At 46.9% G+C, this 23,532-nt stretch carries 39 protein-coding genes and 3 pseudogenes; 6 read left to right on the top strand and 36 right to left on the bottom strand.

Features of this window, described 5'->3' with window-relative positions:
* Positions 1 to 20: 20 nt before the first annotated feature.
* Complete coding sequence (locus tag JFN88_RS07015; protein WP_199018607.1) at positions 21 to 284, top strand: hypothetical protein; 264 nt, start codon at positions 21 to 23, stop codon at positions 282 to 284.
* Between the two features lie 734 nt (positions 285 to 1,018).
* Here JFN88_RS07015 and JFN88_RS07010 read toward each other — a convergent pair.
* A pseudogene (locus JFN88_RS07010) lies at positions 1,019 to 2,168 on the bottom strand (IS3 family transposase).
* Between the two features lie 195 nt (positions 2,169 to 2,363).
* Here JFN88_RS07010 and JFN88_RS24960 point away from each other — a divergent pair.
* Positions 2,364 to 2,831 carry a DDE-type integrase/transposase/recombinase gene (locus JFN88_RS24960; RefSeq protein WP_199018606.1) on the top strand — a complete coding sequence of 156 codons (468 nt, stop codon included), beginning with the start codon at positions 2,364 to 2,366 and terminating at the stop codon, positions 2,829 to 2,831.
* A 360-nt stretch (positions 2,832 to 3,191) separates the two neighbouring features.
* Here the strand turns inward: JFN88_RS24960 and ltrA are convergent, their stop codons facing one another.
* Positions 3,192 to 4,370 (bottom strand): group II intron reverse transcriptase/maturase, encoded by a 1,179-nt coding sequence (ltrA, locus tag JFN88_RS07000; protein ID WP_233167482.1) that lies wholly within the window; start codon positions 4,368 to 4,370, stop codon positions 3,192 to 3,194.
* A gap of 889 nt (positions 4,371 to 5,259) precedes the next feature.
* Here ltrA and JFN88_RS25140 point away from each other — a divergent pair.
* The 4 genes and pseudogenes from JFN88_RS25140 to JFN88_RS25135 all read left to right on the top strand — a co-directional run.
* Positions 5,260 to 5,397, top strand: a pseudogene (locus JFN88_RS25140) (tyrosine-type recombinase/integrase); the annotation flags it as partial.
* A 147-nt stretch (positions 5,398 to 5,544) separates the two neighbouring features.
* The gene (locus JFN88_RS06990; RefSeq protein WP_199018605.1) at positions 5,545 to 5,811 is read left to right on the top strand and encodes a tyrosine-type recombinase/integrase; all 267 of its coding nucleotides are present in this window, start codon (positions 5,545 to 5,547) and stop codon (positions 5,809 to 5,811) included.
* Positions 5,801 to 5,938 carry a hypothetical protein gene (locus tag JFN88_RS06985; protein ID WP_199018604.1) on the top strand — a complete coding sequence of 46 codons (138 nt, stop codon included), beginning with the start codon at positions 5,801 to 5,803 and terminating at the stop codon, positions 5,936 to 5,938. The genes JFN88_RS06990 and JFN88_RS06985 overlap by 11 nt, the downstream gene beginning before the upstream one ends.
* A 38-nt stretch (positions 5,939 to 5,976) precedes the next feature.
* Positions 5,977 to 6,105: pseudogene (locus JFN88_RS25135) on the top strand (site-specific integrase); the annotation flags it as partial.
* A gap of 134 nt (positions 6,106 to 6,239) precedes the next feature.
* On the opposite strand, the gene rpsI reads toward JFN88_RS25135, so the two are convergent.
* The 34 genes from rpsI to rpsJ all read right to left on the bottom strand — a co-directional run bounded on the left by rpsI (position 6,240) and on the right by rpsJ (position 23,510).
* Positions 6,240 to 6,632: a 30S ribosomal protein S9 gene (rpsI, locus tag JFN88_RS06975; RefSeq protein ID WP_199018603.1), complete on the bottom strand. Its 393-nt coding sequence runs from the start codon at positions 6,630 to 6,632 to the stop codon at positions 6,240 to 6,242.
* A gap of 19 nt (positions 6,633 to 6,651) precedes the next feature.
* Positions 6,652 to 7,089, bottom strand: a complete 438-nt coding sequence (rplM, locus tag JFN88_RS06970) for a 50S ribosomal protein L13 (RefSeq protein WP_199018602.1) — start codon at positions 7,087 to 7,089, stop codon at positions 6,652 to 6,654.
* 231 nt (positions 7,090 to 7,320) lie between these two features.
* Entirely contained in the window at positions 7,321 to 8,100 is a 780-nt protein-coding gene (truA, locus tag JFN88_RS06965; RefSeq protein WP_199018601.1) for a tRNA pseudouridine(38-40) synthase TruA, read from the bottom strand.
* A 191-nt stretch (positions 8,101 to 8,291) separates the two neighbouring features.
* On the bottom strand, positions 8,292 to 8,657 hold the full coding sequence (gene rplQ / locus JFN88_RS06960) for a 50S ribosomal protein L17 (RefSeq protein ID WP_199018600.1): 366 nt from the start codon (positions 8,655 to 8,657) through the stop codon (positions 8,292 to 8,294).
* Positions 8,658 to 8,679: 22 nt separating this feature from the next.
* Positions 8,680 to 9,624: a DNA-directed RNA polymerase subunit alpha gene (locus JFN88_RS06955; RefSeq protein ID WP_199018599.1), complete on the bottom strand. Its 945-nt coding sequence runs from the start codon at positions 9,622 to 9,624 to the stop codon at positions 8,680 to 8,682.
* Positions 9,625 to 9,751: 127 nt separating this feature from the next.
* Entirely contained in the window at positions 9,752 to 10,147 is a 396-nt protein-coding gene (gene rpsK / locus JFN88_RS06950; protein WP_028559502.1) for a 30S ribosomal protein S11, read from the bottom strand.
* Positions 10,148 to 10,165: 18 nt separating this feature from the next.
* Positions 10,166 to 10,534: a 30S ribosomal protein S13 gene (gene rpsM / locus JFN88_RS06945; RefSeq protein WP_199018598.1), complete on the bottom strand. Its 369-nt coding sequence runs from the start codon at positions 10,532 to 10,534 to the stop codon at positions 10,166 to 10,168.
* Between the two features lie 24 nt (positions 10,535 to 10,558).
* Positions 10,559 to 10,672: a 50S ribosomal protein L36 gene (gene rpmJ / locus JFN88_RS06940; RefSeq protein WP_003333770.1), complete on the bottom strand. Its 114-nt coding sequence runs from the start codon at positions 10,670 to 10,672 to the stop codon at positions 10,559 to 10,561.
* A gap of 41 nt (positions 10,673 to 10,713) precedes the next feature.
* On the bottom strand, positions 10,714 to 10,929 hold the full coding sequence (gene infA / locus JFN88_RS06935; protein ID WP_028559500.1) for a translation initiation factor IF-1: 216 nt from the start codon (positions 10,927 to 10,929) through the stop codon (positions 10,714 to 10,716).
* 2 nt (positions 10,930 to 10,931) lie between these two features.
* On the bottom strand, positions 10,932 to 11,216 hold the full coding sequence (locus tag JFN88_RS06930) for a KOW domain-containing RNA-binding protein (RefSeq protein ID WP_199018597.1): 285 nt from the start codon (positions 11,214 to 11,216) through the stop codon (positions 10,932 to 10,934).
* Positions 11,217 to 11,230: 14 nt separating this feature from the next.
* The gene (gene map / locus JFN88_RS06925) at positions 11,231 to 11,986 is read right to left on the bottom strand and encodes a type I methionyl aminopeptidase (protein ID WP_199018596.1); all 756 of its coding nucleotides are present in this window, start codon (positions 11,984 to 11,986) and stop codon (positions 11,231 to 11,233) included.
* The gene (locus tag JFN88_RS06920; RefSeq protein ID WP_199018595.1) at positions 11,986 to 12,636 is read right to left on the bottom strand and encodes an adenylate kinase; all 651 of its coding nucleotides are present in this window, start codon (positions 12,634 to 12,636) and stop codon (positions 11,986 to 11,988) included. Before JFN88_RS06920 ends, map begins: the two co-directional genes overlap by 1 nt.
* A gap of 90 nt (positions 12,637 to 12,726) precedes the next feature.
* Entirely contained in the window at positions 12,727 to 14,025 is a 1,299-nt protein-coding gene (secY, locus tag JFN88_RS06915) for a preprotein translocase subunit SecY (protein WP_199018594.1), read from the bottom strand.
* The gene (gene rplO / locus JFN88_RS06910) at positions 14,026 to 14,466 is read right to left on the bottom strand and encodes a 50S ribosomal protein L15 (RefSeq protein WP_199018593.1); all 441 of its coding nucleotides are present in this window, start codon (positions 14,464 to 14,466) and stop codon (positions 14,026 to 14,028) included. It lies immediately after the preceding gene.
* A gap of 55 nt (positions 14,467 to 14,521) precedes the next feature.
* On the bottom strand, positions 14,522 to 14,707 hold the full coding sequence (gene rpmD, locus JFN88_RS06905; RefSeq protein ID WP_199018592.1) for a 50S ribosomal protein L30: 186 nt from the start codon (positions 14,705 to 14,707) through the stop codon (positions 14,522 to 14,524).
* Between the two features lie 13 nt (positions 14,708 to 14,720).
* Positions 14,721 to 15,218, bottom strand: a complete 498-nt coding sequence (gene rpsE, locus JFN88_RS06900; protein ID WP_199018591.1) for a 30S ribosomal protein S5 — start codon at positions 15,216 to 15,218, stop codon at positions 14,721 to 14,723.
* Positions 15,219 to 15,249: 31 nt separating this feature from the next.
* Complete coding sequence (gene rplR / locus JFN88_RS06895) at positions 15,250 to 15,615, bottom strand: 50S ribosomal protein L18 (protein ID WP_199018590.1); 366 nt, start codon at positions 15,613 to 15,615, stop codon at positions 15,250 to 15,252.
* Positions 15,616 to 15,677: 62 nt separating this feature from the next.
* Positions 15,678 to 16,220, bottom strand: a complete 543-nt coding sequence (gene rplF, locus JFN88_RS06890) for a 50S ribosomal protein L6 (RefSeq protein WP_199018589.1) — start codon at positions 16,218 to 16,220, stop codon at positions 15,678 to 15,680.
* Between the two features lie 29 nt (positions 16,221 to 16,249).
* Positions 16,250 to 16,648 (bottom strand): 30S ribosomal protein S8, encoded by a 399-nt coding sequence (gene rpsH / locus JFN88_RS06885; RefSeq protein ID WP_199018588.1) that lies wholly within the window; start codon positions 16,646 to 16,648, stop codon positions 16,250 to 16,252.
* 31 nt (positions 16,649 to 16,679) lie between these two features.
* The gene (locus tag JFN88_RS06880; RefSeq protein WP_013312154.1) at positions 16,680 to 16,865 is read right to left on the bottom strand and encodes a type Z 30S ribosomal protein S14; all 186 of its coding nucleotides are present in this window, start codon (positions 16,863 to 16,865) and stop codon (positions 16,680 to 16,682) included.
* Positions 16,866 to 16,888: 23 nt separating this feature from the next.
* Positions 16,889 to 17,431 carry a 50S ribosomal protein L5 gene (rplE, locus tag JFN88_RS06875; protein ID WP_199018587.1) on the bottom strand — a complete coding sequence of 181 codons (543 nt, stop codon included), beginning with the start codon at positions 17,429 to 17,431 and terminating at the stop codon, positions 16,889 to 16,891.
* 31 nt (positions 17,432 to 17,462) lie between these two features.
* Positions 17,463 to 17,816: a 50S ribosomal protein L24 gene (gene rplX / locus JFN88_RS06870; protein ID WP_233167463.1), complete on the bottom strand. Its 354-nt coding sequence runs from the start codon at positions 17,814 to 17,816 to the stop codon at positions 17,463 to 17,465.
* Between the two features lie 82 nt (positions 17,817 to 17,898).
* A complete protein-coding gene (gene rplN / locus JFN88_RS06865) occupies positions 17,899 to 18,267 on the bottom strand; it encodes a 50S ribosomal protein L14 (protein WP_199018586.1) in 369 nt (122 codons plus the stop codon).
* Between the two features lie 85 nt (positions 18,268 to 18,352).
* Positions 18,353 to 18,619, bottom strand: coding sequence for a 30S ribosomal protein S17 (gene rpsQ, locus JFN88_RS06860; RefSeq protein WP_028559486.1), 267 nt, complete (start codon positions 18,617 to 18,619; stop codon positions 18,353 to 18,355).
* Positions 18,620 to 18,695: 76 nt separating this feature from the next.
* Positions 18,696 to 18,896: a 50S ribosomal protein L29 gene (gene rpmC / locus JFN88_RS06855; RefSeq protein WP_006037938.1), complete on the bottom strand. Its 201-nt coding sequence runs from the start codon at positions 18,894 to 18,896 to the stop codon at positions 18,696 to 18,698.
* Positions 18,886 to 19,320, bottom strand: a complete 435-nt coding sequence (rplP, locus tag JFN88_RS06850; protein ID WP_199018585.1) for a 50S ribosomal protein L16 — start codon at positions 19,318 to 19,320, stop codon at positions 18,886 to 18,888. The genes rpmC and rplP overlap by 11 nt, the downstream gene beginning before the upstream one ends.
* Before the next feature lie 2 nt (positions 19,321 to 19,322).
* Positions 19,323 to 19,985 carry a 30S ribosomal protein S3 gene (gene rpsC, locus JFN88_RS06845; RefSeq protein ID WP_199018584.1) on the bottom strand — a complete coding sequence of 221 codons (663 nt, stop codon included), beginning with the start codon at positions 19,983 to 19,985 and terminating at the stop codon, positions 19,323 to 19,325.
* Positions 19,986 to 19,998: 13 nt separating this feature from the next.
* Positions 19,999 to 20,334, bottom strand: a complete 336-nt coding sequence (gene rplV / locus JFN88_RS06840; RefSeq protein WP_199018583.1) for a 50S ribosomal protein L22 — start codon at positions 20,332 to 20,334, stop codon at positions 19,999 to 20,001.
* Between the two features lie 41 nt (positions 20,335 to 20,375).
* A complete protein-coding gene (gene rpsS / locus JFN88_RS06835; RefSeq protein WP_028559482.1) occupies positions 20,376 to 20,657 on the bottom strand; it encodes a 30S ribosomal protein S19 in 282 nt (93 codons plus the stop codon).
* A gap of 82 nt (positions 20,658 to 20,739) precedes the next feature.
* A complete protein-coding gene (gene rplB / locus JFN88_RS06830; protein WP_199018582.1) occupies positions 20,740 to 21,570 on the bottom strand; it encodes a 50S ribosomal protein L2 in 831 nt (276 codons plus the stop codon).
* A gap of 29 nt (positions 21,571 to 21,599) precedes the next feature.
* Positions 21,600 to 21,893, bottom strand: a complete 294-nt coding sequence (gene rplW / locus JFN88_RS06825) for a 50S ribosomal protein L23 (RefSeq protein WP_199018581.1) — start codon at positions 21,891 to 21,893, stop codon at positions 21,600 to 21,602.
* Positions 21,893 to 22,516 (bottom strand): 50S ribosomal protein L4, encoded by a 624-nt coding sequence (gene rplD / locus JFN88_RS06820; RefSeq protein WP_199018580.1) that lies wholly within the window; start codon positions 22,514 to 22,516, stop codon positions 21,893 to 21,895. Before rplD ends, rplW begins: the two co-directional genes overlap by 1 nt.
* Before the next feature lie 27 nt (positions 22,517 to 22,543).
* Positions 22,544 to 23,167, bottom strand: a complete 624-nt coding sequence (rplC, locus tag JFN88_RS06815) for a 50S ribosomal protein L3 (protein WP_199018579.1) — start codon at positions 23,165 to 23,167, stop codon at positions 22,544 to 22,546.
* Positions 23,168 to 23,201: 34 nt separating this feature from the next.
* On the bottom strand, positions 23,202 to 23,510 hold the full coding sequence (rpsJ, locus tag JFN88_RS06810) for a 30S ribosomal protein S10 (RefSeq protein WP_005544556.1): 309 nt from the start codon (positions 23,508 to 23,510) through the stop codon (positions 23,202 to 23,204).
* Between the last annotated feature and the right edge of the window lie 22 nt (positions 23,511 to 23,532).

Raw genomic sequence — 23,532 nt, 5'->3', positions numbered from 1 at the left:
GATTGAAGGAGTGCGTTAATATGTCCACCTTAGCGATTGCATTAATTAGTATTTTTGCACTTATAGGCTTTTATGCTGTTATAGCTGTACTGATTATTCGCATGATTTTCAAAAAAGCTAAACGACCAAATTATATTAGTAGCATTTTCGTTTTATCCATTTTTCTTGTTGGAGCTATTGTTGACTGGGTACTTTATCAAACCGATTTCGTTCCTTTTGCATCAGCTCTAATGATTATTTTCTTTTCCGCTATAGTTGCTCGACATAAAAGACTTCAAAATTAAATGATTTCTAAGACCGCTTGCATCTGAAAAGCGGTCTTTTTCTTGTGTTATGTTGGTTTCGGTTAGGCCGGGGTCCGAACGTACATTCTGAACACAAAAGCGCCCCATTTCGGCATTTTAATTCCCCCATCCAATCAACATGCAAAAAAGCCCCAAGGGCTTAAAACGAAGTTCACCCCTTAGAATAGACATTGAAAAACCCCCTCTGGTTAATCCGATGAAATTCTAAGGGGTGCATTTTATTATGCCAGCGAATAAAGGTCAGAAGTTTAAGCATTATCCAGAGTCTCTTAAGTTAGAGGCTATTGGGTTACATGTTGATGAGGGGTGGAGTTACAGTAAGATTACTAATCATCTCGAATTGCAGGATAAGAATCGAGTTAAGGTCTGGTTGCAAATCTTGAATCGGGAGGGTTGAGAAGCAAACATATCGTCATTGACGAATTGAAGCCTAAGAGAACAATAAAGGAACTGAGCACCTATCTCAAGCGCAAGGATAACGATCCTGATGAGGAGCTCAAACTTAAGATCAGAGCGATCTATATGGTGCTACAAGATGTCAGGACAGTTTTTTTAGATAGTTAAGGTGTGAAAAGATGCACAAGGTGTGCTCTATCCTTCCATTGGCCCAGCATGAGAAGACGCGTGAAATGGAAATTTGGAGCCTGAGGCGTCCCGCTTAGCGATGTCCACTGGTGGAGGACAAAGCCCAAGCGAAGGCGCTGGAGCCTCAGTTATTCACTTGTGGATGGAAGCAAGACAGCCCGGGTATACACCGCCTCAGGCGTATGGTTATGAAGCGATTGATGTGGCAGATACCGATTGTGCAAGTGGATGTATCGTTGGATCCCCTGCCTGGTTTCTCTGGGGCTCTGGTAATCCTGAAGGTAGATTTCATTATACTTCAGACTACGCCAGAAACGCTCAATGGCGATGTTATCCGTTGCGCGGCCCTTACCGTCCATACTGATCAACACCTCATGTTCCTCGAGCAGTTCGATGTACTTGGGACTAGTAAAATGGCTGCCTTGATCACTGTTGACGATACGGGCTCGCCGAAGTGACAATGCGCGTTTCATCGTCTCCAGCACAAAGCCAATCTCCAGCGTCTGATCCAACTGCCAGTCGATGATGTACCGAGAATACCAATCGATGACGGCAAACAGATACATCCAGCCGTGCTTCATCCGAATATAGGTAATGTCAACCGACCACACCTGATCTGGCTCCGTGATGTTAAGCTTTCGCAGCAAATAGGGATAGATTCGGTGCTGCAGGTCTCGCTGGCTCAAATTCGGGCCGGGGTAGATGGCCATGATCCCCATTTCTCGACATATAGCGCCGAACGGTGTTTTTGTGAATCTGATCGCCTTCCCGATTCATAATCGCAGCAATCTTTCTGTACCCCAGAAACGGGTGCTCGGTGTACAGCTCATCGATCCGGTGCTTGAGGCGTATCTCCTCCGGGGAGGGAGGGACCGGTTGGTAGTAAAGGGAGCTCCGATTCAGGGTGAGAGTTCGGCTTGCGCGACAATCGCTAGTTCGCGATCCTGCCAGTCCAGAAGTGAGATACGTTCTTGACGTGACCAATTAGAGGCCAGATTTTTTTTTGATCCACGACAATTGCGTGGTGAGTTTCCCGACCTCAGCGTAGAGCTCGTCGATTTGCTGTTCGTACTCCTGTTTCATTTTGGTGATGCCTTTGCGGTCATCTACGAATAACTGCGAGAGGTTCTGAACCGCTTCGCTCTTCCACCTGGTGAGGACATTCGCATGAATGAAATGCTCAGCCGCCAGCTGTGAAACTGACTTTTCTTCCTTCAATATTTCCAGCACTAGACGCGCTTTTTCTTCGGGAGTGAACTTCCTTCGTGTAGGTTTCATACAACTAAGATACTCCTTTTTGCTGTCTAGTTTCTATGTAGCATTATACTATGAGCAACGCGACAAAACCGTAGGGTACCGCCGTATACAGGATGAGCTGTTCCGTCAACATCGTCTTGTCGTGGATCATAAAAAAGTTTTGAGGTTAAGGTATTCAAGCGATTATACGCCGTAAGTACGCCCACAGAACAACTCATGAAGCCGCTGTATCCGACGGTAGGATCGCTGAGAATAAGCTACAAAGGGATTTCACAGCTGCAAAACCCAATCAGAAGTGGATTACGGACGTTACCCACTATCGCGTATTGGATGAGAAGATTTACTTATCCGCTATTCAAGATCTGTGGAATAACGAGATCGTCGGATAACCACATAAGTAGGAATAACGACAATCCACTTGTCCTGGAGACATTTAGAAAGGCATTTGAAAAACATAAAGACGTGACTGGATTGATCGTTCATAGCGATCAGGGAAGCCAGTACACGTCCCATGCCTATCACGACATGCTGCCACAGGTTGGCGCCCAAATCAGCATGTCACGCCGAGGCAATTGTTATGACAACGCCTCAATCGAGAGCTTCTTCTCCCACCTAAAAGTTGAAGCACTCTACCCTTATGATAGACGATCAATCGATGAGGCACAAAGAAGAATTGTAGAATAGATCCGTTTTTACAACGAAGAACGAGCACAACGGAAATCGGATAGGAGGCTACCCATTAATTGAGTAGCCGACCTTCCACACCACCGTACGTACCGTTCGGTATACGGCGGTTCCTAAGTTTACATCTGTACAGTTTTGAGATCATCCGAGAAAAATGTGTAGCCAGCTTGCTTAAGGCGAGCATCGGTTACAGTCGTGTTGAGAATTGGGCTTTTGGCAATCCGCCAATAGCCTTTTCTTGTGCACGCAAACTGAAAAGCAGTGTTATGGTCACGTCCGAATGTGCGGAGCATTGCGTATCTGGTTCGAATTTGTTTCCATCGTTTCCAGATATACATTCGTAACCTTCGTCTTAACCATTTATCTGTTCCCTCGAGCAATCTTTTTCATATCTGCAAGTTTGAAGTAATTGATCCAACCCGTGATATATTGTCTCAGCTTTAGTTTCAGCAATTCGTATCCGAGCCCGTTGCTTCTGGCAGTGAGCTTCTTTATCCTTGCTTTCATCTTGCTGACGCTCTTTGCGTGGATACGTAGTTTAATTCCTTCTTTGGACGGATAAAATCCGTATCCCAGGAACTTGATCCTGCCAATGTAGGCAACCACTGTCTTCTCTCTGTTCACCCTGAGCCGTAGTTTCCCTTCGATGTAGGGCACAATGTGTTCAAGCATTCGCTGCGCTGATCGTTTTGTCTTTGCAAAGAGAAGCATGTCGTCGGCGTACCTAACAAACCGGATTCCTCTGCGTTCCAGTTCACGGTCGAGTTCGTTTAGCATGATATTACTGCATAAGGGGCTAATATTACCGCCCTGAACGAGACCAAGTTCTGTTTCCTCGAATTTCCCCTTGGTCATCGCTCCGGCGATCAGGTACTTGTGTATGAGAGATACCACCCTGCCGTCTCTGATTGTTCTGGACAGCAGTTCGATCATTTTCGATTGATTGACTGTATCGAAAAATTTCTCCAAGTCCATATCAACGACGTATGTGTATCCTTGGTTTGCATATTCTTTACACTTTCTCAGTCCGTCGTGAGCGCTTCGCTTGGGTCTGAAGCCGTAGCTTGTTTCAGCGAATTGGGGGTCGAAGATGGGGGACAGCACTTGCGTTATGGCTTGTTGCAACACTCTGTCTACCGCTGTTGGGATTCCTAGCGTACGCATCTTCCCATTGTCCTTAGGTATTTCAACCCTACGGACTGGATTCGGACGGTATTTCCCGTCCAGAACAAGCTTTACAAGTTCATCCCCGTTATCTTTGAGATATTGTAGAAGATGCTCCACTTTCATCCCATCGACCCCGTGTGAGCCTTTGTTCCTCTTAACTTGCTTGTAAGCCTCGTTAAGATTTCCTCGGCTCAAGATTTTCTCTAAAAGCTCGTTCCCTCGACTGTTAGCGTTGGTGTTGTTGTTTTCAGTTATCCGCTTGTCGGTAAGCACTCCCGCATACCCTTCGTGTTCCGCACTATCTCTTTGCGGGCAGCCCTTGCCACAGCAAGGTATTCTGCTTTCTTTTGTCCCGACTTTGGTAACATTCATTGACTAAACACCTCCTTAGGTTCAACCCTTCATAACGCTGCCTGGCCGCGTTACTAATATGGTATCTGCTGACTTCTCACGACAAATCTTGTTTCAACCGCATGTCGCACATACGCTTCATGCGTCCGTGAGACCTCCCACGGTAAGGCGTGCAACTTTCATCCCATGCACCCGCCGCATTTACATCCTCGTGTCCGTGCAGTTTATTGGACTTCGTCTTGTAATGCAGACTCGTCCCACTTTGGATGCCTGATACGATTCGTGTTCCTCGGGTCGGGACTTTGCCTCCAGCTTCCTTCAGATTCCACCTCACGGTGGACACCCTTGCTCTTGGCTAATGGTTGGCAACTGCCAGCCCCCATAGCGGACTTTCACCGCCTAGCTACACGCCATGCGTGGCGCACACTAAACAAGCTGACTCCTGTTGAGTACAGGAATCAGCTTGTATCCTAGGTGTTTTTTTACAATGTCCACTAAAAGGGGTCTTGACCAAAACGGCTCCTGAGGCTTCATATTCCTAATATACTTCCTCCCAAAAAATTCCAAGATGATTTGAGAAATAAGGGGTGGTATACGTACTTAGTTGCAAAACACTTGTTGCGCTGTAGTAGCAGTTGTTGTACGGACAGGTGTTTTGGCAGGGTTGCACGCCTTCGCCAATAAAATCCTTATAATTGCGCTGACGCTCATTATTATTAAACACGTACTTAGTAACTAAAAACGTATAAAGGCATTTTACAAGCACTTCCAAAACTCGTCAAGTGAACAGACAAAAATGTCCAATCACTCTTTCAGGATCAGCTCTACGATCAGTGGTATGAAGCAACTTGCAGCACCTATAAGCCTAGCACTAGAAAAGCAGTGATCAGCAAATTCAAAAAACGCATTTCTTCCCTACTTCGGTGCCCTCAAGGTCAAAGACATCAGCACTGCCTATTGTCAGGACGTTGTGAACAAACTCTCGAAAGAAATAAAATCGTGGACAACATCTGGATGTATGCGAATCAGGTATTCGATTATGGGGTAAGGATAGATTATCGCCAGGAATCCAATGAGAGCGACAACGATTCCGAAAAAAAAAATGAGTTCCTTGCCGATCAGGGCGGACAAGCAGCGGAATTATTGGGAGAAAAGCTAGATTATCAAGTTTTTAGCCGTAGTAAAGCGAGAATGTTTGCTTCGAGATCATACCATGTTCCATCTGATGATCTATACCGGCGGCCGCAAGTGGGAGATACTGGCCCTGCGCTGGAGTGATGTTGATCTGAAAAATAAAACGATCAGTTTCAACAAAACGCTGTTCCATGAAGACGGGGAATCAGTCGCTCTGACCTCCAAAACAGTCTCATCTTGGCGTTCAATCAGCCTGGATGAGACCAACGGCCACCCTGCTCAAGAAACTCCGCAGAGAGGCAGCCAGCGAGCCGCTAGTGAGCTTTGAGCAGCCGGGAAACCAGTTCATCTTCAGCCGCGCAGATGGAACAGCGCTGCGGTTGGCGTATCCGAATGACAAGCGCGATGCGATTATTGAACAGCACGGCTTCCACCCGATCAACATCACGGGCTGAGACATACGCACGCTTCGCTTTAATTTAAAGCAGGCGCCAGCATCAAGGAAGTGCAGGAGCGGCTCGGCCACTCTGACATCAAAATAACCATGAACATCTATACGCATGTTACGACAGCAGTCAAAGAAAAAACGACAGAGCGCTTTGAAAAATTCATGGAGCTGTAACCCATCGATATGTTCACGCAGCGTCAAATAAAAATATATATGGTCAAAATATGGTCGTGCACTCGCTCAGACAAAAAACAAAGCCCCTGGCCAGTGAAGGCCAAGGGCTGAGATTCCTTGATACACAAGGGATATTAACGTTTGGAGAACTGTGGTGCACGACGAGCCGCTTTAAGACCGTATTTCTTACGCTCTTTCATACGCGGATCGCGAGTCAGGAATCCAGCACGTTTCAGTGCAGGACGGGATTCTGGATCTGCTTTCAGCAACGCACGGGAAATACCGTGACGGATTGCTCCAGCTTGACCAGTAGTTCCACCGCCATGAGCCAAAACAAGAACGTCATATTTAGACAATGTCTCAGTCAAAGCCAGCGGTTGCTTAACGATCAATTTCAGTGTTTCGTGACCGAAATAGTCGTTGATATCGCGTTTATTGATAATGATTCGTCCTTCACCCGGAACGAGACGTACACGTGCTACCGAGTGTTTACGACGACCTGTTCCATAGTATTGAACTTGTGCCATGAAACTGTCCTCCCTTTAATTAACCGCGAAGTTCATAAACTTCTGGGTTTTGTGCTTGATGTGGGTGTTCCGGTCCGGCATAAACTTTCAGCTTAAGCTTCATTTTATCGCCCAGGCGGTTTTTAGGAAGCATGCCATGAACAGCTTGCTCAATAACGCGCTCTGGTTTTTTGTTGATCAATTCTTGAGCCGTTGTCACTTTCAAACCACCTGGATGCAACGAGTGACGATAGTACTTTTTGTCTTGCAGTTTTTTACCGGTCAAAACAATTTTCTCCGCGTTGATGACTACAACGAAATCACCAGTGTCAACATGTGGAGTAAATTGAGGTTTGTGCTTGCCGCGAATCAATGCAGCAACTTCACTTGCCAAACGTCCGAGCGTTTTGCCTTCCGCATCGACAATGTACCAATTGCGCTCAACTTCATTAGGCTTGGCCATATACGTGGTACGCATGGATGATCCTCCTTCATTCGTTCAAACAAATCGCATGTATTGTGGACTAGCTTATTTGTTTCGATTTCGGTTATTCATAGTCGCAAAACAGTATTAACTGCCTGCAACACCTGTTTATTATCAAGTTGTAAATGTTCATTCAATGGCCAACTTAGTCGGGGCTGTGGGAGAGCCACTAAGAAAGCACAAGTTATATTTTACAATATAAAAGGAGAAAGCGCAAGTGAATTTTCAGCCTCGAGCCTGTTCAGCTAGAGTGACCGGGATATCTGTAAATTCATATTCTACACTCCATAAAGTCAAGCCGTGAGCCATTGCTTTTGGTCCTGCCTTGGAGCGGTCACAAGCAGCGAGAATTGACGGCATATCGTCCGCTTTTATTTTCCCCTCACCGATTTTCATCAGTGTTCCCATAATAATGCGAACCATATTGTACAAAAATCCATTGCCTGTAAAATAGGTATGAATAACGTCATCTTCCACCACGAGCTTTGCTTCGTAAATGGTGCGTACATGACTTTGCTTTGTCGAATGAATCGATGTAAAAGTCGTAAAGTCATGCTCCCCGATCACATGGGACAGCGCAGAGCGCATCGCTTCCGTGTTTAGCGGACTGTAGTGATGAAACTCAAAATGTCTCGTAAAGACATTCGGGTACTTTCCGGTTCGAATGGAATAGCGATACGTTTTACGCTTGGCTGAGCGTCTTGAGTGAAAATCGAGATGCTTCTCTTCGGCTGACAGAATGACAATATCATCCGGCAGACGCGAATTGAGGGCAATCGCCCAACGCTCAACCGGAATCTGAGACTCTGTATGAAAGTGAAACACCTGACTGCGCGCATGCACACCGGCATCCGTCCGTCCTGAACCGTGAATTTTGATGGTTTCTCCCGTTAATATAAGGAGTACCTTTTCAATCTCCCCCTGGATCGTCCGTCCTTTTGGTTGAATCTGAAAGCCGTTATATGCCGTACCGTCGTAGCTTACTGTCATACAAATATTTCTCAAGATCCCATTCTCCTCTTGCCCAAGCATTACTTGATGACCCGAATCATATTAAAAAAAGGTGGCCCCATTGGTCCACCCTTTCTCAAAATCTAAGAAGTATAAGTAAAATACTTATACTAACTTAGATTTCATCGCGAAACAGCGCCGCCTTCTTATGCTGACGAAAAGCTGTTTTCACTTGATAAGGTCAATTACGCACGGTCAACCAGTTCCAGGTAAACCATAGGCGCCGCGTCTCCACGACGAGGACCCAGCTTCAGAATGCGCGTATAACCGCCTGCACGCTCTGAGTAACGGGTAGCCAGTTCAGAGAACAGCTTTTGAATTGCATCTTGCTCCCCATTAATGGATTCACGACGTACGAATGCAGCGACTTGACGGCGAGCATGAAGATCTCCCCGTTTAGACAGCGTAATCAGTTTCTCAGCGATAGAGCGAACCTCTTTAGCTTTTGCTTCCGTCGTTTGGATGCGTTCATAAAGGAACAGGTCGGTAACCAGATCACGGAACAACGCTTTACGCGCGCTGGAATCCCGGCCTAACTTTTGGTATGCCATCGTTTTTCCCCTCCTTAAATCCTTAGTCTTCCGTTCGGAGGCCTAAACCTAGCTCCTCGAGCTTTTCCTGAACTTCTTCCAAAGACTTACGGCCCAAATTGCGGACTTTCATCATGTCTTCTTCCGTTTTCGTAATCAGCTCTTGCACGGTATTAATGCCTGCACGTTTCAGACAGTTATAAGAACGTACGGAAAGATCGAGCTCCTCGATCGTCATTTCCAGCACTTTCTCTTTCTTGTCCTCTTCCTTCTCAACCATAATTTCAGCGTCTTTCGCTTCATCGGTCAGACCGACGAATAGATCCAGATGCTCGGTCAAGATTTTGGCCCCCAAGCTTACAGCCTCTTCGGGGCGGATACTGCCATCGGTCCATACTTCAAGCGTAAGCTTGTCGTAGTTCGTTACCTGACCGACGCGGGTATTCTCGATACTGTAGTTAACACGCGTAATTGGTGTGTAGATCGAATCTACTGGAATAACACCAATTGGCTGATCTTCACGTTTGTTGCGGTCTGCTTGCACGTAGCCGCGGCCGCGATTCGCGAAGATTCGCATATGAAGCCGCGCACCAGGAGCCAATGTCGCGATATGAAGATCTGGGTTGAGAATCTCGACATCGCTATCCGCGCGAATGTCCCCCGCCGTAATGTTTCCTTCGCCCTCAGCATCAATCTCCAGTACTTTCTCTTCGTCGGAATGAATCTTCAAGGAGAGTCCCTTGAGGTTCAGAATGATTTCAGTAACATCCTCGACCACTCCGGCAACCGTCGAGAATTCGTGGAGCACTCCGTCGATTTGCACCGACGTCACAGCCGCTCCGGGCAAGGACGATAACAAAATACGACGAAGTGAGTTTCCGAGCGTCGTACCGTATCCGCGTTCCAGCGGCTCGACAACGAAGCGGCCGTACGTGCCATCCTCATTCAGCTCTACGGTTTCAATCTTCGGCTTTTCGATCTCAATCACTAATTTAAACCCTCCTTCAAACGTCGCTACCTAATCCTTAACCATAAACAGGTCAAATCATGTAGTATGCCTCACCATTACAACCATTATTCACAAGTTGCAGATATTTGATACCACGATGAAAGAACTATACGCGACGACGTTTTGGTGGACGGCATCCGTTATGCGGGATCGGTGTCACGTCTTTAATCAGGTTAACTTCAAGACCAGCGGCTTGAAGGGAACGAATGGCAGCCTCACGGCCAGCACCCGGACCTTTAACCATGACTTCTACTGCTTTCATACCGTGCTCCATTGCGGCTTTAGCGGCGGACTCGGCTGCCATTTGCGCTGCAAACGGCGTGCTTTTACGGGAACCTTTGTAGCCCAGGTTACCAGCACTTGCCCAAGAAATCGCATTGCCGTGCGGATCGGTAATCGTAACGATCGTATTGTTGAACGTAGAACGGATATGTGCTACGCCAGATTCAATATTTTTGCGGTCACGACGTTTTGTACGAACCACTTTTTTCGGTTTAGCCATTTCAGTTATCCCCCCTTATTACTTCTTCTTATTCGCAACAGTCCGACGTGGACCTTTTCGTGTGCGTGCATTAGTTTTCGTACGTTGACCACGAACAGGCAAACCACGACGGTGACGGACTCCGCGGTAGCAGCCGATCTCAATCAACCTTTTAATATTCAACGAAATTTCTCGACGCAAGTCACCTTCTACTTTGACAGATTTGTCAATTGTTTCACGCAGACGGCTTACTTCGTCTTCCGTTAAATCGCGAACACGTGTATTTGCATCGATGCCTGTAGTCTCAAGAATCTTTTTGGAAGTTGTTTTACCAATTCCGAAAATGTACTGCAGGGCAATTTCGACGCGCTTATCACGCGGCAAGTCTACACCAGCTATACGTGCCATATTCCGATATCCCTCCTTCTCTAATTATCCCTGTTTTTGTTTGTGCTTAGGATTTTCACAAATCACCATAACGTTGCCCTTGCGGCGAATGACTTTGCATTTCTCGCAAATTGGCTTGACCGAAGGTCTTACCTTCATTGTGATTACCTCCCGAATCTTCGACAGCAGAATTACTCGTTCTACTTCCGATAGGTGATACGACCTTTTGTTAAATCATAAGGCGACAACTGTATAACCACTTTGTCTCCTGTTAGGATGCGAATAAAATGCATTCTAAGCTTTCCGGATACATGGGCGAGAATTTGATGTCCGTTCTCCAGTTCCACCTTGAACGTAGCATTGGGCAGCGGCTCGATAACCGTTCCCTCAACTTCAATCACATCTTCTTTAGCCACAGTCATTCTCCTTTCCGCTCTATAAACTTCTGAATCACAAAACGCAACTTTCCATTTGTAACTCGACCGGTCTCCCGCATGCTGTTTGCCACTTCACTGCTCGTTTCCGGCTGCAGTTCCAGATGGAGGAGATTCTTCCGCTTGCGCTGGTCAAACCGACGCTTGTTGCCGTCAGCAATCCATACAAACGGCTCATTCTCCGACAGACCTACAACAACAGCGTAGCTGCCCTCATCCTTCCCACGCAATACCTTCACGATCTGACCAATCTGAGGCATCATCCGCATCTGCTCTTCACCCCTTAAGAATCAGAGGAGCGGGTTAAAATCTCACAACCGTCGGCAGTTACTGCAACGGTATGTTCAAAGTGAGCACACCAGGTTCCATCCTCGGTGACAACCGTCCAGTTATCCTCCAAAGTGCGAACATAACGTTCGCCGAGAACAACCATCGGTTCGATTGCAAGAACCATTCCCGGTTTCAGGCGAGGGCCGCGATTCGGCGCGCCATAGTTGGGAATTTGGGGCTCCTCATGAAGACTGGCGCCAATTCCATGACCGACATACTCCCGAACAACCGACATTTTAGCATCTTCAATGACCTGTTGAATGGCATGAGAGACGGTAAATAGACGAGTATCCGGTTTGACATGCTGTAGTCCGGCATAAAGCGACTGCTCTGTTACTTGGAGTAGACGAGCAGCTTCCTCAGAAATTTGGCCTACACCGTAAGTCCAGGCAGAATCTCCGTGATAGCCCTCGAATTGTGCGCCGATGTCGATGCTGATAATGTCGCCCTCGTTCAGCTTTCGCGGTCCAGGGATACCATGCACCAACTCGTCGTTTACAGAAGCACATATGCTGCCAGGAAACTGATTGTAGCCTTTAAATGAAGGGATGGCCCCTTGACTGCGAATGTAGGCTTCAGCGATCCGGTCCAGTTCCCTTGTGGTGATGCCCGGTTCGATCGCCTTGGCCAGCAATCGGTGCGTATCCGCAACAATTCGTCCTGCTTCCCTCATAAAGACCAGTTCGGACTCGGACTTGCAAATAATCATTACGATAACCCTCGCATATAGGATATGATATCGGAGGTTACCGTATCAATTTCTTTCTCGCCGTCCACTTCACGAAGCAGCCCTTTGTCAGAGTAGTAGGCAAGAAGCGGCGCTGTTTTGGAGATGTATTCATCCAAACGTGTGCCAACCTTCTCTTCCGTATCATCCGAACGCTGATACAGCTCGCCGCCACACTTGTCACATACGCTATCTTTCGCTGGAGCGTTGAACAACACATGGTACGTTGATCCACAGGATTTGCAAATCCGGCGGCCGGTAAGGCGCGCAAGCAGCAGGCTGCGGTCAACCTTCAGGTTGATGACATGATCAATGCTGCGGTTCATTGCGGCAAGCATCTCATCAAGCGCTTCAGCCTGTGAGATTGTGCGCGGGAATCCGTCAAGCAGAAAGCCCTGTTCACAATCCGGTTGCAAAAGACGCTCCCTGACAATACCGTTCGTTACATCATCCGGAACAAGCAGTCCCTGATCTACATATTCCTTTGCCTTTTGCCCGAGCGGTGTGCCCTGCTTCATAGCTAGACGAAACGCATCTCCCGTAGAGATGTGAGGGACCTTGAATTCATCGACGATTCGCTCAGCCTGCGTTCCTTTACCTGCTCCGGGTGGTCCCATGAATAGAATATTCATCACGTGTTCCTCACTTTAAGCACAATAAGCCCGAGCGGGCTTCCGACCATCTGTAGTGACGTCCGGGCAGCCCAGCACAAGAGCCTATTGCTATTTATTGATAAACCCTTTGTAATGGCGTTTGATCAATTGTGTCTCGATTTGCTTCATCGTATCCAGCGCAACACCGATTACGATCAGCAAGGAAGTACCACCGATCTGAACAGAACGCGGCAGCCCAGCCAGAGCGCCAAAGGCAACTGGGAGCACGGAGATAAGAGACAAGAACAGTGCTCCAGAGAGCGTAATCCGCGACATAACGCGCGTGATGTAAGTCGAGGTTGGTTTGCCAGGACGCACGCCCGGAATATATCCGCCGTTCTTCTTCATCTGATCTGCCATTTGCACCGGGTTAATTTGGACAAAGGTGTAGAAGAAAGTAAATCCGATAATCAAAACTACGTACAGTACCATACCAAGCGGCTGGTCATAGTACATATGCTTGGTTACCCATTGCGCCCACTGCTTATCCGCCCAGAAACCAGCCAGCGTCACAGGGAACATCAGTAAAGATACTGCAAAGATAACTGGAATGACACCTGCACCATTTACCTTCAACGGAATGTGTGTGGACTGGCCACCGTACATTTTACGGCCTACAACCCGTTTGGCGTACTGCACTGGGATTTTGCGAATCCCTTGCTGTACGAAGATGACACCTACAATGATCGCGATAACCGCAACAAGCATCACAATGACCTTGACGATATTCAGGAACAGTTGATCAGAGTCAATAAACTGGTCTGCGTAAATCGTACGGATATGCCCTGGGAATCCAGCGACGATACCGGCGAAGATAATGATTGAAATCCCGTTACCAATTCCTTTCTCGGTAATCTGTTCACCGAGCCACATCAGGAATGCAGTACCTGCGGTCAAAATAATTGCAATCATCGTATACGTTGCAAAGCCAGGATCAATAACAAACTGGAATTGATATTGACGATTAAACCCAATTGCCGTAGCGAAAGCTTGGATCAAACCGAGAATAATCGTTCCGTAGCGTGTAATCTGAGCAAGCTTTTTCTTACCATTTTCGCCCTCTTTTGCCCATTCAGCAAATTTCGGGATAACATCCAACGTCAATAGCTGCACGATAATGGATGCTGTAATGTAAGGCACGATCGACATTGCAAATATTGAGAACTGGAACAAAGCTCCTCCGGAGAAGGTATTCAATACCCCGAACAGATTCGCTTGCTCACTGTTGATTTGGTCGAATACGGACTTATCGATATTGGGAACCGGAATAAAGGCACCAATACGATAGATTAACAGGACAAACAAAGTGAACAAAATTCTTTTGCGCAGATCTTCTACTTTCCATATGTTGGACAAGGTTTTGAACAATTAGATCACCTCGGTTTTACCGCCGGCAGCCTGGATTTTCTCTACGGCAGATTGAGAAAACTTATTTGCTTTCACAGTAAGTTGAACCTTGATCTCGCCATCACCCAAGATCTTGATGCCGCTGAGCGAATTTTTTACGATGCCTTTCTCCTTAAGAACTTCAGGAGTGACCTCGCTACCTGCTGCAAAGCTGTTCAGTTCTTCCAAGTTCACAATGGCATATTCCTTGCGGAACGGATTGTTGAAACCGCGCTTTGGCAAGCGACGATATAACGGATTTTGTCCGCCTTCGAATCCTGGACGAACACCGCCGCCGGAGCGGGCGTTTTGTCCCTTGTGACCTTTGCCTGCAGTTTTGCCGTTACCGGAACCAATCCCGCGTCCCTTGCGTTTTGGCTCTTGCTTGGAACCAGGAGCTGGTTTGAGCTCATGCAATTTCATCGATCGTTGCACCTCCTTATTTCTTTATGGCTCAGAAAGCCTTCATTTCAGGCGATTAGCCTTGAACTTCTTCTACTTTAACCAAATGGCTGACATGGTTGACCATGCCGCGAATCGCTACATTGTCAGGTTTAACAACCGATTGATGAAGCTTGCGCAAGCCAAGCGCTTGAACAGTTGCGCGCTGCTTCTCGTTACGGCCAATCAGGCTGCGAACGAGGGTAATTTGCAAGTTTGCCATGTTATCCCCCTCCTTAACCTAATAGCTCTTGAACGGTTTTTCCGCGCAATTTTGCTACGTCTTCCGCACGCTTCAGACGGGAAAGTCCTTCGAGCGTAGCGTTGACCATATTGATGGAGTTAGAAGAACCAAGAGATTTTGTCAGGATGTCGCCTACGCCCGCCAGTTCAAGAACTGCACGTACAGGACCGCCCGCGATAACTCCGGTACCTTCAGATGCTGGCTTCAGAAGCACTTCGCCAGCGCCAAAGTGACCCAGCACAAGGTGAGGGATTGTTGTTCCAACAATCGGAACGTGGATCAGGTTTTTCTTCGCATCGTCAATACCTTTGCGAATCGCATCTGGAACCTCGGATGCTTTACCGATCCCTGCGCCAACCCAACCTTTGCCGTCACCCACAACTACAAGCGCACTAAAGCTGAAACGGCGTCCGCCTTTTACAACTTTAGAAACGCGGTTGATATGAACTACTTTTTCAGTAAGCTCTAACGTATTAGGATCTACACGCAAGTCGTTTTACCTCCTTATTGGGGAATTCGGATTAGAATTCGAGACCAGCTTCACGAGCTGCGTCAGCCAGTTCCTGAATTCTTCCGTGATACAAGTATCCGCCGCGGTCAAAAACCACTTTAGTTACGCCTTTTGCTTTCGCACGCTCAGCAATCAAAGTCCCAACCTTGCGGGCTGCTTCTTTGTTACCGCCGTTAGCCAAATCTTTCAGCTCTTTATCTTGCGTAGAAGCGGCAGCCAGAGTCACGCCGTTAACGTCATCAATCAATTGAACATATACATGTTTAGAGGAACGGAATACGGACAAACGTGGACGTTCAACCGTTCCATTGATTTTTTTACGGACACGCAGGTGTCTTTTCAAACGGGCTTTATTCTTATCGCCTTTAGTAATCATTCGAGGTTCACTCCCTTCATCTACCTTACCGATATAAGAGTTAAGCTGCTTTTACAAGCGGCTTACTTCTTCTTACCGGCTTTACCTTCCTTGCGAAGGATGCGTTCGCCTTCATATTTGATCCCTTTGCCTTTGTAAGGCTCAGGCTCACGTACAGCGCGAATTTTTGCAGCAAATGCGCCGACCAGTTCTTTGTCGATTCCTTTTACGATAATTTTCGTATTAGAAGGAACTTCGAATTCGATACCGGATTCGGGTGTAATTTCAACCGGGTGGGAATAACCAACGTTAAGAACAACCTTTTCGCCGGTTTTGCTAGCGCGGTAACCAACGCCAACAAGCTCCAATGTTTTCTGAAAACCTTCAGTTACGCCGCTAACCATGTTGGCAACAACACTACGTGTTGTACCGTGCAGGGAACGGTGCAATTTATGATCAGAAGGACGCTCCACGGAAATTTCGTTCTCCGCAACGATAACTTTCATATCTTTGTGAAGTTCACGGGAAAGCGTACCTTTTGGTCCTTTAACAGTAATTAATGTGTTATCCAAGGTAATGTTCACGCCAGCAGGCACTTGGATAGCTTTACGACCAATACGGGACATTGTTACACCTCCAATCGTGTGAATCTAAATTACCAAACGTAGCAGACTACTTCTCCGCCAGCTTTGGATTGACGAGCTTCTTTATCCGTTACGACTCCTTGGGAAGTGGAAATAATTGCAATTCCCAATCCGCCAAGTACGCGAGGAACTTCTGTGCTTTTTGTATAAACGCGCAGTCCAGGCTTGCTAATACGTTTCAGTCCTGTAATTACACGCTCGTTGTTCGGACCGTATTTCAAGAAAATACGGATAATCCCTTGTTTGTTATCCTCGATATATTCAGCATCGCGGATAAAGCCCTCACGCTTCAAGATTTCAGCGATTTGCTTCTTAACATTCGAAGCAGGCAATTCCACGGTTTCGTGGCGAACGACATTCGCATTGCGGATGCGCGTCAGCATATCTGCAATCGGATCAGACATAACCATTCTTGTAAACCTCCTTCCCGAACTAGGCTGATTACCAGCTTGCTTTTTTGACGCCAGGAATCTGGCCTTTGTATGCTAATTCACGGAAACAAATCCGGCAGATTTTAAACTTTTGCAAAACGGAGTGCGGACGGCCGCAACGTTCACAACGCGTATAAGCGCGTACTTTAAACTTAGGCGTACGTTGCTGCTTTACTTTCATCGAAGTTTTTGCCACTTGGTAATTGCACCTCCTGTGGATTACTTCGCAAACGGCATGCCCAATTGGGTCAGCAGCTCACGAGCTTCTTCGTCCGTTTTTGCCGTCGTGACGATGACGACGTCCATCCCGCGTACTTTATCCACTTTATCGTACTCGATTTCCGGGAAGATCAATTGCTCTTTCAGACCAAGCGTGTAGTTACCACGGCCATCAAAAGCTTTATTTGAAATTCCGCGGAAGTCACGAACGCGCGGCAGAGATACGTTGAACAGTTTGTCAAGGAAGTAGTACATACGCTCACCGCGCAGTGTTACTTTAACCCCGATAGGCATATTCTCACGAAGCTTAAATCCTGCAATGGATTTCTTCGCACGTGTTACAACCGGCTTTTGACCGGAAATCAAACGAAGCTCTTCAACCGCAACATCAAGAACTTTGGAGTTGGAGACAGCTTCACCTACCCCCATGTTGATAACAATCTTCTCTACTTTCGGTACTTGCATAACCGAAGCGTAGTTGAATTTTTGCATCAGAGATGGAGTAATTTCATTCAGAAAACGATCTTTCATTCTTACAGCCATGAGTCATGGACCTCCTTTCCGTCACACTAAATTAGTCGATAACCTCGCCGGATTTACGAGCGATCCGAACTTTTTTGCCGTTATCAAGCACTTTGTAGCCGACACGAGTCGGTTTTCCGCTCTTAGGATCAACAAGCATGACGTTCGAAACATGGATCGGAGCTTCTTGCTCGATGATTCCGCCCTGCGGATTTTGCTGCGATGGACGGGAATGCTTTTTCACGATATTTACGCCTTCGATCAGAACGCGGTTTTCACGTGGATATGCTGCGATAACCCGGCCTTTTTTGCCTTTATCTTTACCTGTGATTACGATGACATTGTCATCCTTTTTCACATGCAGTTTGTTGTTATGGGATTCCAGCACTTTTTTCAGCCTTGGCATTTGTTACACCTCCTGCTCACTTAAGCGTTAAGGCAATTACGTTACCCCTGGCCACGCTTTGCTTAACTGCCTGGGATGGTTATTAGATAACTTCCGGTGCCAGCGATACGATTTTCATGAAATCGCGGTCGCGAAGCTCACGGGCAACTGGTCCAAAAATACGGGTACCGCGCGGGCTCTTGTCTTCCTTAACGATAACCGCTGCGTTTTCGTCAAATGCGATGTAAGAACCGTCTTTACGACGAACCGAACGCTTCGTACGAACGATTACTGCTTTTACAACGTCACCCTTTTTGACAACGCCGCCTGGTGTTGCTTGTTTGACAGAACAAACAATCAAATCACCGATGTGTGCTGCACGACGTCCTGTGCCGCCTAACACACGAATACACATCAACTCTTTTGCTCCAGAGTTGTCTGCAACAGCTAAACGTGTAAATGGTTGAATCATTTACTGCGTCCTCCTTTCAAACATTGCTATATGAAATCTGGTTCAACGCCCCGGCACTTATGCCGCACTCGCTCTACCTTTAAGCTTAAAGGACAACCGCAACTTCTACGACTTCAACCAATCTCCAACGTTTGTCCTTGGAAAGCGGACGAGTCTCCATGATTTTAACGGTATCACCAATTTTAGCCTGGTTGTTTTCGTCATGCGCCTTGAATTTCTTTGTGTATTTAATGCGCTTATGGTACAGATTATGTTTTTTGTAGGTTTCTACAGCAACAACAATCGTTTTGTCCATTTTATCGCTTACGACTTTACCGATTTGAACTTTGCGGGCATTACGCTCTTCGCTCATGTTCTTCCTCCTTCCTTCAGCCAAGCATACTGGCTTTAGGCTTCTAATTCAGGTTAAAGGTCTTATGATCTATTAATTAGCTGCTGATTCCCAGTTCTCTCTCACGCAATACGGTTTTAGCACGAGCTATTTCCTTCCGCACATCACGGATCCGAGTTGGGTTATCCAATTGGCCGGTAGCCAATTGAAAACGAAGGTTGAACAGCTCTTCCTTAAAACCGGCGACTTTCTGTTCAATCTCAGCAGATGTCAGGTTGCGAAATTCACTAGCTTTCATTTGCTTCACCACCCACTTCTTCGCGTTTCACAAACTTCGTTTTGATCGGGAGCTTGTGGGATGCGAGGCGCATTGCTTCACGTGCGATTTCTTCCGGAACACCAGCAAGTTCAAATAGCACTTTGCCCGGTTTTACAACCGCTACCCATTTCTCCACGTTACCTTTACCGCTACCCATCCGTACCTCAAGCGGCTTTTGCGTAATCGGCTTGGCAGGGAAAATTTTGATCCATACTTTACCGCCCCGTTTGATATAACGAGTCATCGCAATACGGGCTGCCTCGATTTGACGGTTCGTAATCCAAGCAGGCTCAAGAGCTTGCAGACCGAATTCACCAAAGTGTACTTCTGTGCCGCCTTTAGCACGGCCTTTCATGTTACCGCGATGTTCCTTGCGGTGTTTGACGCGTTTAGGCACCAACATGATTAGTTGCCTCCTTCCTGGGGAGCTTTCTTCTTCGTTGGAAGGACTTCGCCACGGTAGATCCATACTTTTACACCGATACGGCCGTAAGTCGTATGAGCTTCTGCTGTTCCGTAGTCAATATCGGCACGCAGCGTATGCAGCGGAACCGTTCCTTCGCTATATCCTTCAGTACGAGCGATCTCAGCGCCGCCAAGACGACCGCTAACCGATGTCTTGATTCCTTTAGCGCCAGCACGCATGGAACGTTGAATCGCTTGTTTCAATGCACGACGGAAAGATGTACGACGCTCAAGCTGTTGAGCGATGCTTTCAGCGACAAGAATAGCGTCAAGATCCGATTGCTTGATTTCAGAGATATTGATGTGTACCTTTTTGCCCTTAGAGATTTTAGCAAGCTCTGAACGCAAATTCTCAACTTCAGATCCACCCTTACCAATTACCATACCTGGCTTGGCAGTGTGAATAGTTACATTCAAGCGATTAGCCGCACGCTCGATTTCGATGCGGGAAACTGCAGCGTCTTTCAGTTTGTTCTTCAGGTACTCACGAATTTTCACGTCTTCCAGCAAAAGATCACCAAAGTCTTTGCCGGCATACCATTTCGATTCCCAATCACGAATGATACCGATCCGAAGACCGACAGGGTTTACCTTTTGACCCACACGTTATCCCTCCTTATTTTTCAGATACCACCAAAGTGATGTGGCTGGTTCTTTTGTTAATTCTGCTTGCGCGTCCCATCGCACGAGGACGGAAACGTTTCATAGTTGGCCCCTGATTCACATAAACCTGCGAAATAACCAACTTGTTCACGTCCAATTGAAAATTGTGCTCTGCGTTAGCAATCGCGGAATTCAGAAGCTTCTCCACAATCGGCGATGCTGATCTAGGAGTATGGCGCAGAATCGAAATTGCTTCGCCAACTTGCTTGCCGCGGATCAAATCCACAACCAATTGCGCCTTGCGTGGTGCAATTCGAACAAAATTGGCACTTGCTTTAGCTTGTGACATGGTTGAACCTCCTCTCAGGTACAATTACTCGAAAGCAGATATTATCTTCTGCCTGTTTTTCTATCATCGTCGGTATGGCCTTTGTACGTACGAGTTGGTGCGAACTCACCAAGCTTGTGTCCAACCATATCTTCTGTTACATATACCGGCACGTGTTTGCGGCCATCATATACGGCAAACGTGTGACCAATAAACTGTGGGAAAATGGTGGAGCGACGAGACCAGGTTTTGATGACAACCTTTTTGTTGGTTTCATTCAAATCCTCGACTTTTTTCAGCAGGTAACCGTCAATAAACGGACCTTTCTTCAAGCTGCGACCCATTTGTGTTCCTCCCTTCGTCTAACCTTGCGCAATTGCTTACGCGATTATTTTCAAAATACAACCGTTAGTTTCTAAGCCGTCATTACTTCGTACGGCGACGAACGATGTATTGGCTGGATGCTTTTTTCTTCTTGCGCGTTTTGTAGCCAAGGGTTGGTTTGCCCCAAGGAGACATTGGCGATTTACGTCCGATTGGAGCGCGGCCTTCACCACCACCGTGCGGGTGATCGTTAGGGTTCATTACAACCCCGCGAACTTCAGGACGCTTGCCGAGCCAACGGGAACGACCAGCTTTACCAATTTTAACGAGTTCGTGGTCTTCATTACCTACGGAACCGATAGTAGCGCGGCAAACTTTCAGAATGCGGCGAACCTCACCGGAGGACAAACGAATAACAGCGTAATCGTCTTCTTTACCCAGAAGTTGAGCTTCAGTACCAGCAGCACGAACCAATTGTCCGCCTTTGCCTGGTTTCAGCTCAATGTTGTGGATAACTGTACCGACTGGAATGTTTTCCATTGGCAGTGCATTACCCACTTTAATGTCGGCTCCAGGGCCGGACATGATTTTGTCCCCAACTTTCAGACCTTTAGGTGCGATGATGTAGCGTTTCTCACCGTCTGCATAGTGGATCAAAGCGATATTGGAAGTACGGTTTGGATCGTACTCGATTGTAGCTACGTTACCAACGATTCCATCCTTCGTACGTTTGAAATCGATGATGCGGTATTTACGCTTGTGTCCGCCGCCATGGTGACGAACTGTAATTTTACCTTGGTTGTTGCGACCAGCTTTTTTGAAAAGCGGAGCCAGCAACGATTTCTCCGGCGTGCTTGTCGTAATCTCTTCAAATGTGGATACAGACATCGCACGGCGAGCAGGAGAAGTCGGTTTATACTTCTTGATTGGCACGTTTATTCCCTCCTCTTATACCGTTTCGATTATACAGATTCAAAGAATTCCAATTCTTTGCTGTCTTCGCTCAGTTGAACAAAAGCTTTCTTCCATTCGGAAGTATATCCAGCGTGGCGACCTTGGCGCTTCGGCTTACCCGGCACACGCAACGTGTTTACGTTAGCTACTTTTACTTTGAAAATTTCTTCGATCGCTTGTTTAATTGAAGTTTTGTTGGCACGAATGTCCACTTCAAAAACATAACGCTTGGAAGCCATCATTTCCGTTGTGCGTTCGGTAATAACCGGGCGCTTGATAATATCGCGTGGATCTCTACTCATTATGCAAGCACCTCCTGAACTTTTAGAGCCGCTTCCTTGGTAATGATCAGCTTGTCATATTGCATAACATCAAGAACATTGATGCCGTCTGCAGCTACAAACTTCACACCAGGGATGTTGCGGGCGGACAATGCTACATTATCTTCGTAACCTGCAGTTACAACCAGCGCTTTGCGGGAAACTTTCAGGTTATTCAGAATAGCAGCAAATTCCTTTGTTTTTGGTTGAGCCAAAGCGAGTTGGTCCAACACGATGATTTCATTATCGATAACCTTGGAAGAAAGTGCGGATTTGATAGCCAAACGGCGAACTTTCTTAGGCAGTTTGAAACCATAAGTACGCGGAGTCGGTCCGAATACTGTACCGCCGCCAACCCATTGCGGGGAGCGAATGCTACCTTGACGAGCACGTCCGGTTCCTTTTTGTTTCCAAGGCTTGCGACCGCCACCGCGAACTTCGGAGCGACCTTTAGTCTTGTGTGTTCCTTGACGCTCTGCAGCTTGTTGCAGAACAACAGCACTATGCAATACGTGAACGTTAGGCTCGATTCCAAATACGCTATCGGACAATTCGATTTCTTCTACTTGGGAGCCGCTCACATTAAATACTGCTACTTTTGGCACGAGATGTTCCTCCTTTCTTATAAGGCTTTATTTCTTCACCGCAGATTTCACGCGAACAAAGCTATTTTTAGGTCCTGGAATGGAGCCTTTAACGAGCAATACGTTACGCTCAGCATCGACACGTACAATTTCAAGATTTTGAATTGTGATTGTGTCTGTACCCATATGACCTGGAAGACGTTTACCTTTTGGTACGCGGTTCGCCTGGATGGAACCCATGGAACCTGGTCCGCGATGGTAACGGGAACCGTGAGACATAGGACCCGTGCTTTGTCCCCAACGTTTAATAACGCCTGCAAAACCTTTACCTTTGGAAATACCCGTTACGTCAACGAATTCTCCAGCAGTGAACAAGTCAGCCTTTACCTCTGCACCCAGTTCGTATTCACCGATGTTAACACCGCGGAATTCACGAATGTAGCGCTTAGGAGCCGTATTGGCTTTTTGGGCATGGCCAGTTTCAGGCTTGTTTGCTCTGCTTTCTTTTTTATCGGCAAAGCCAAGCTGAATTGCTTCATAGCCATCATTTTCTAGGTCTTTCTTTTGAAGAACTACGCAAGGACCAGCTTCGATAACGGTAACAGGTATTACGTTACCCTCAGCAGTAAATACTTGCGTCATCCCAAGCTTTTTACCTAAGATACCTTTCATGTTGACACCTCTTTTCCTTTGCTAATCCGTTCTATTACAGTTTAATTTCGATATCTACACCGGACGGCAGGTCCAAGCGCATCAATGCATCGACCGTTTGCGGCGTTGGGTTAACAATATCGATCAAGCGCTTATGTGTGCGCATTTCGAATTGCTCCCTCGAATCCTTGTACTTGTGTACCGCACGCAGAATGGTGATGATTTGCTTTTCCGTTGGAAGCGGAATCGGACCGGATACACCTGCACCGGAACGCTTTGCAGTTTCAACAATTTTCTCTGCAGATTGGTCAAGAATTCTGTGATCGTAAGCTTTCAAACGAATACGAATCTTTTGCTTTGCCATATAATTCCCTCCTTCTATCGCC

This window comes from Paenibacillus roseus, from assembly GCF_016424485.1.
Lineage (GTDB): Bacteria > Bacillota > Bacilli > Paenibacillales > Paenibacillaceae > Paenibacillus_D > Paenibacillus_D roseus.
Note: the sequence above shows the minus strand (reverse complement) of the source record. Positions and strands in the feature narration are given on the sequence as shown.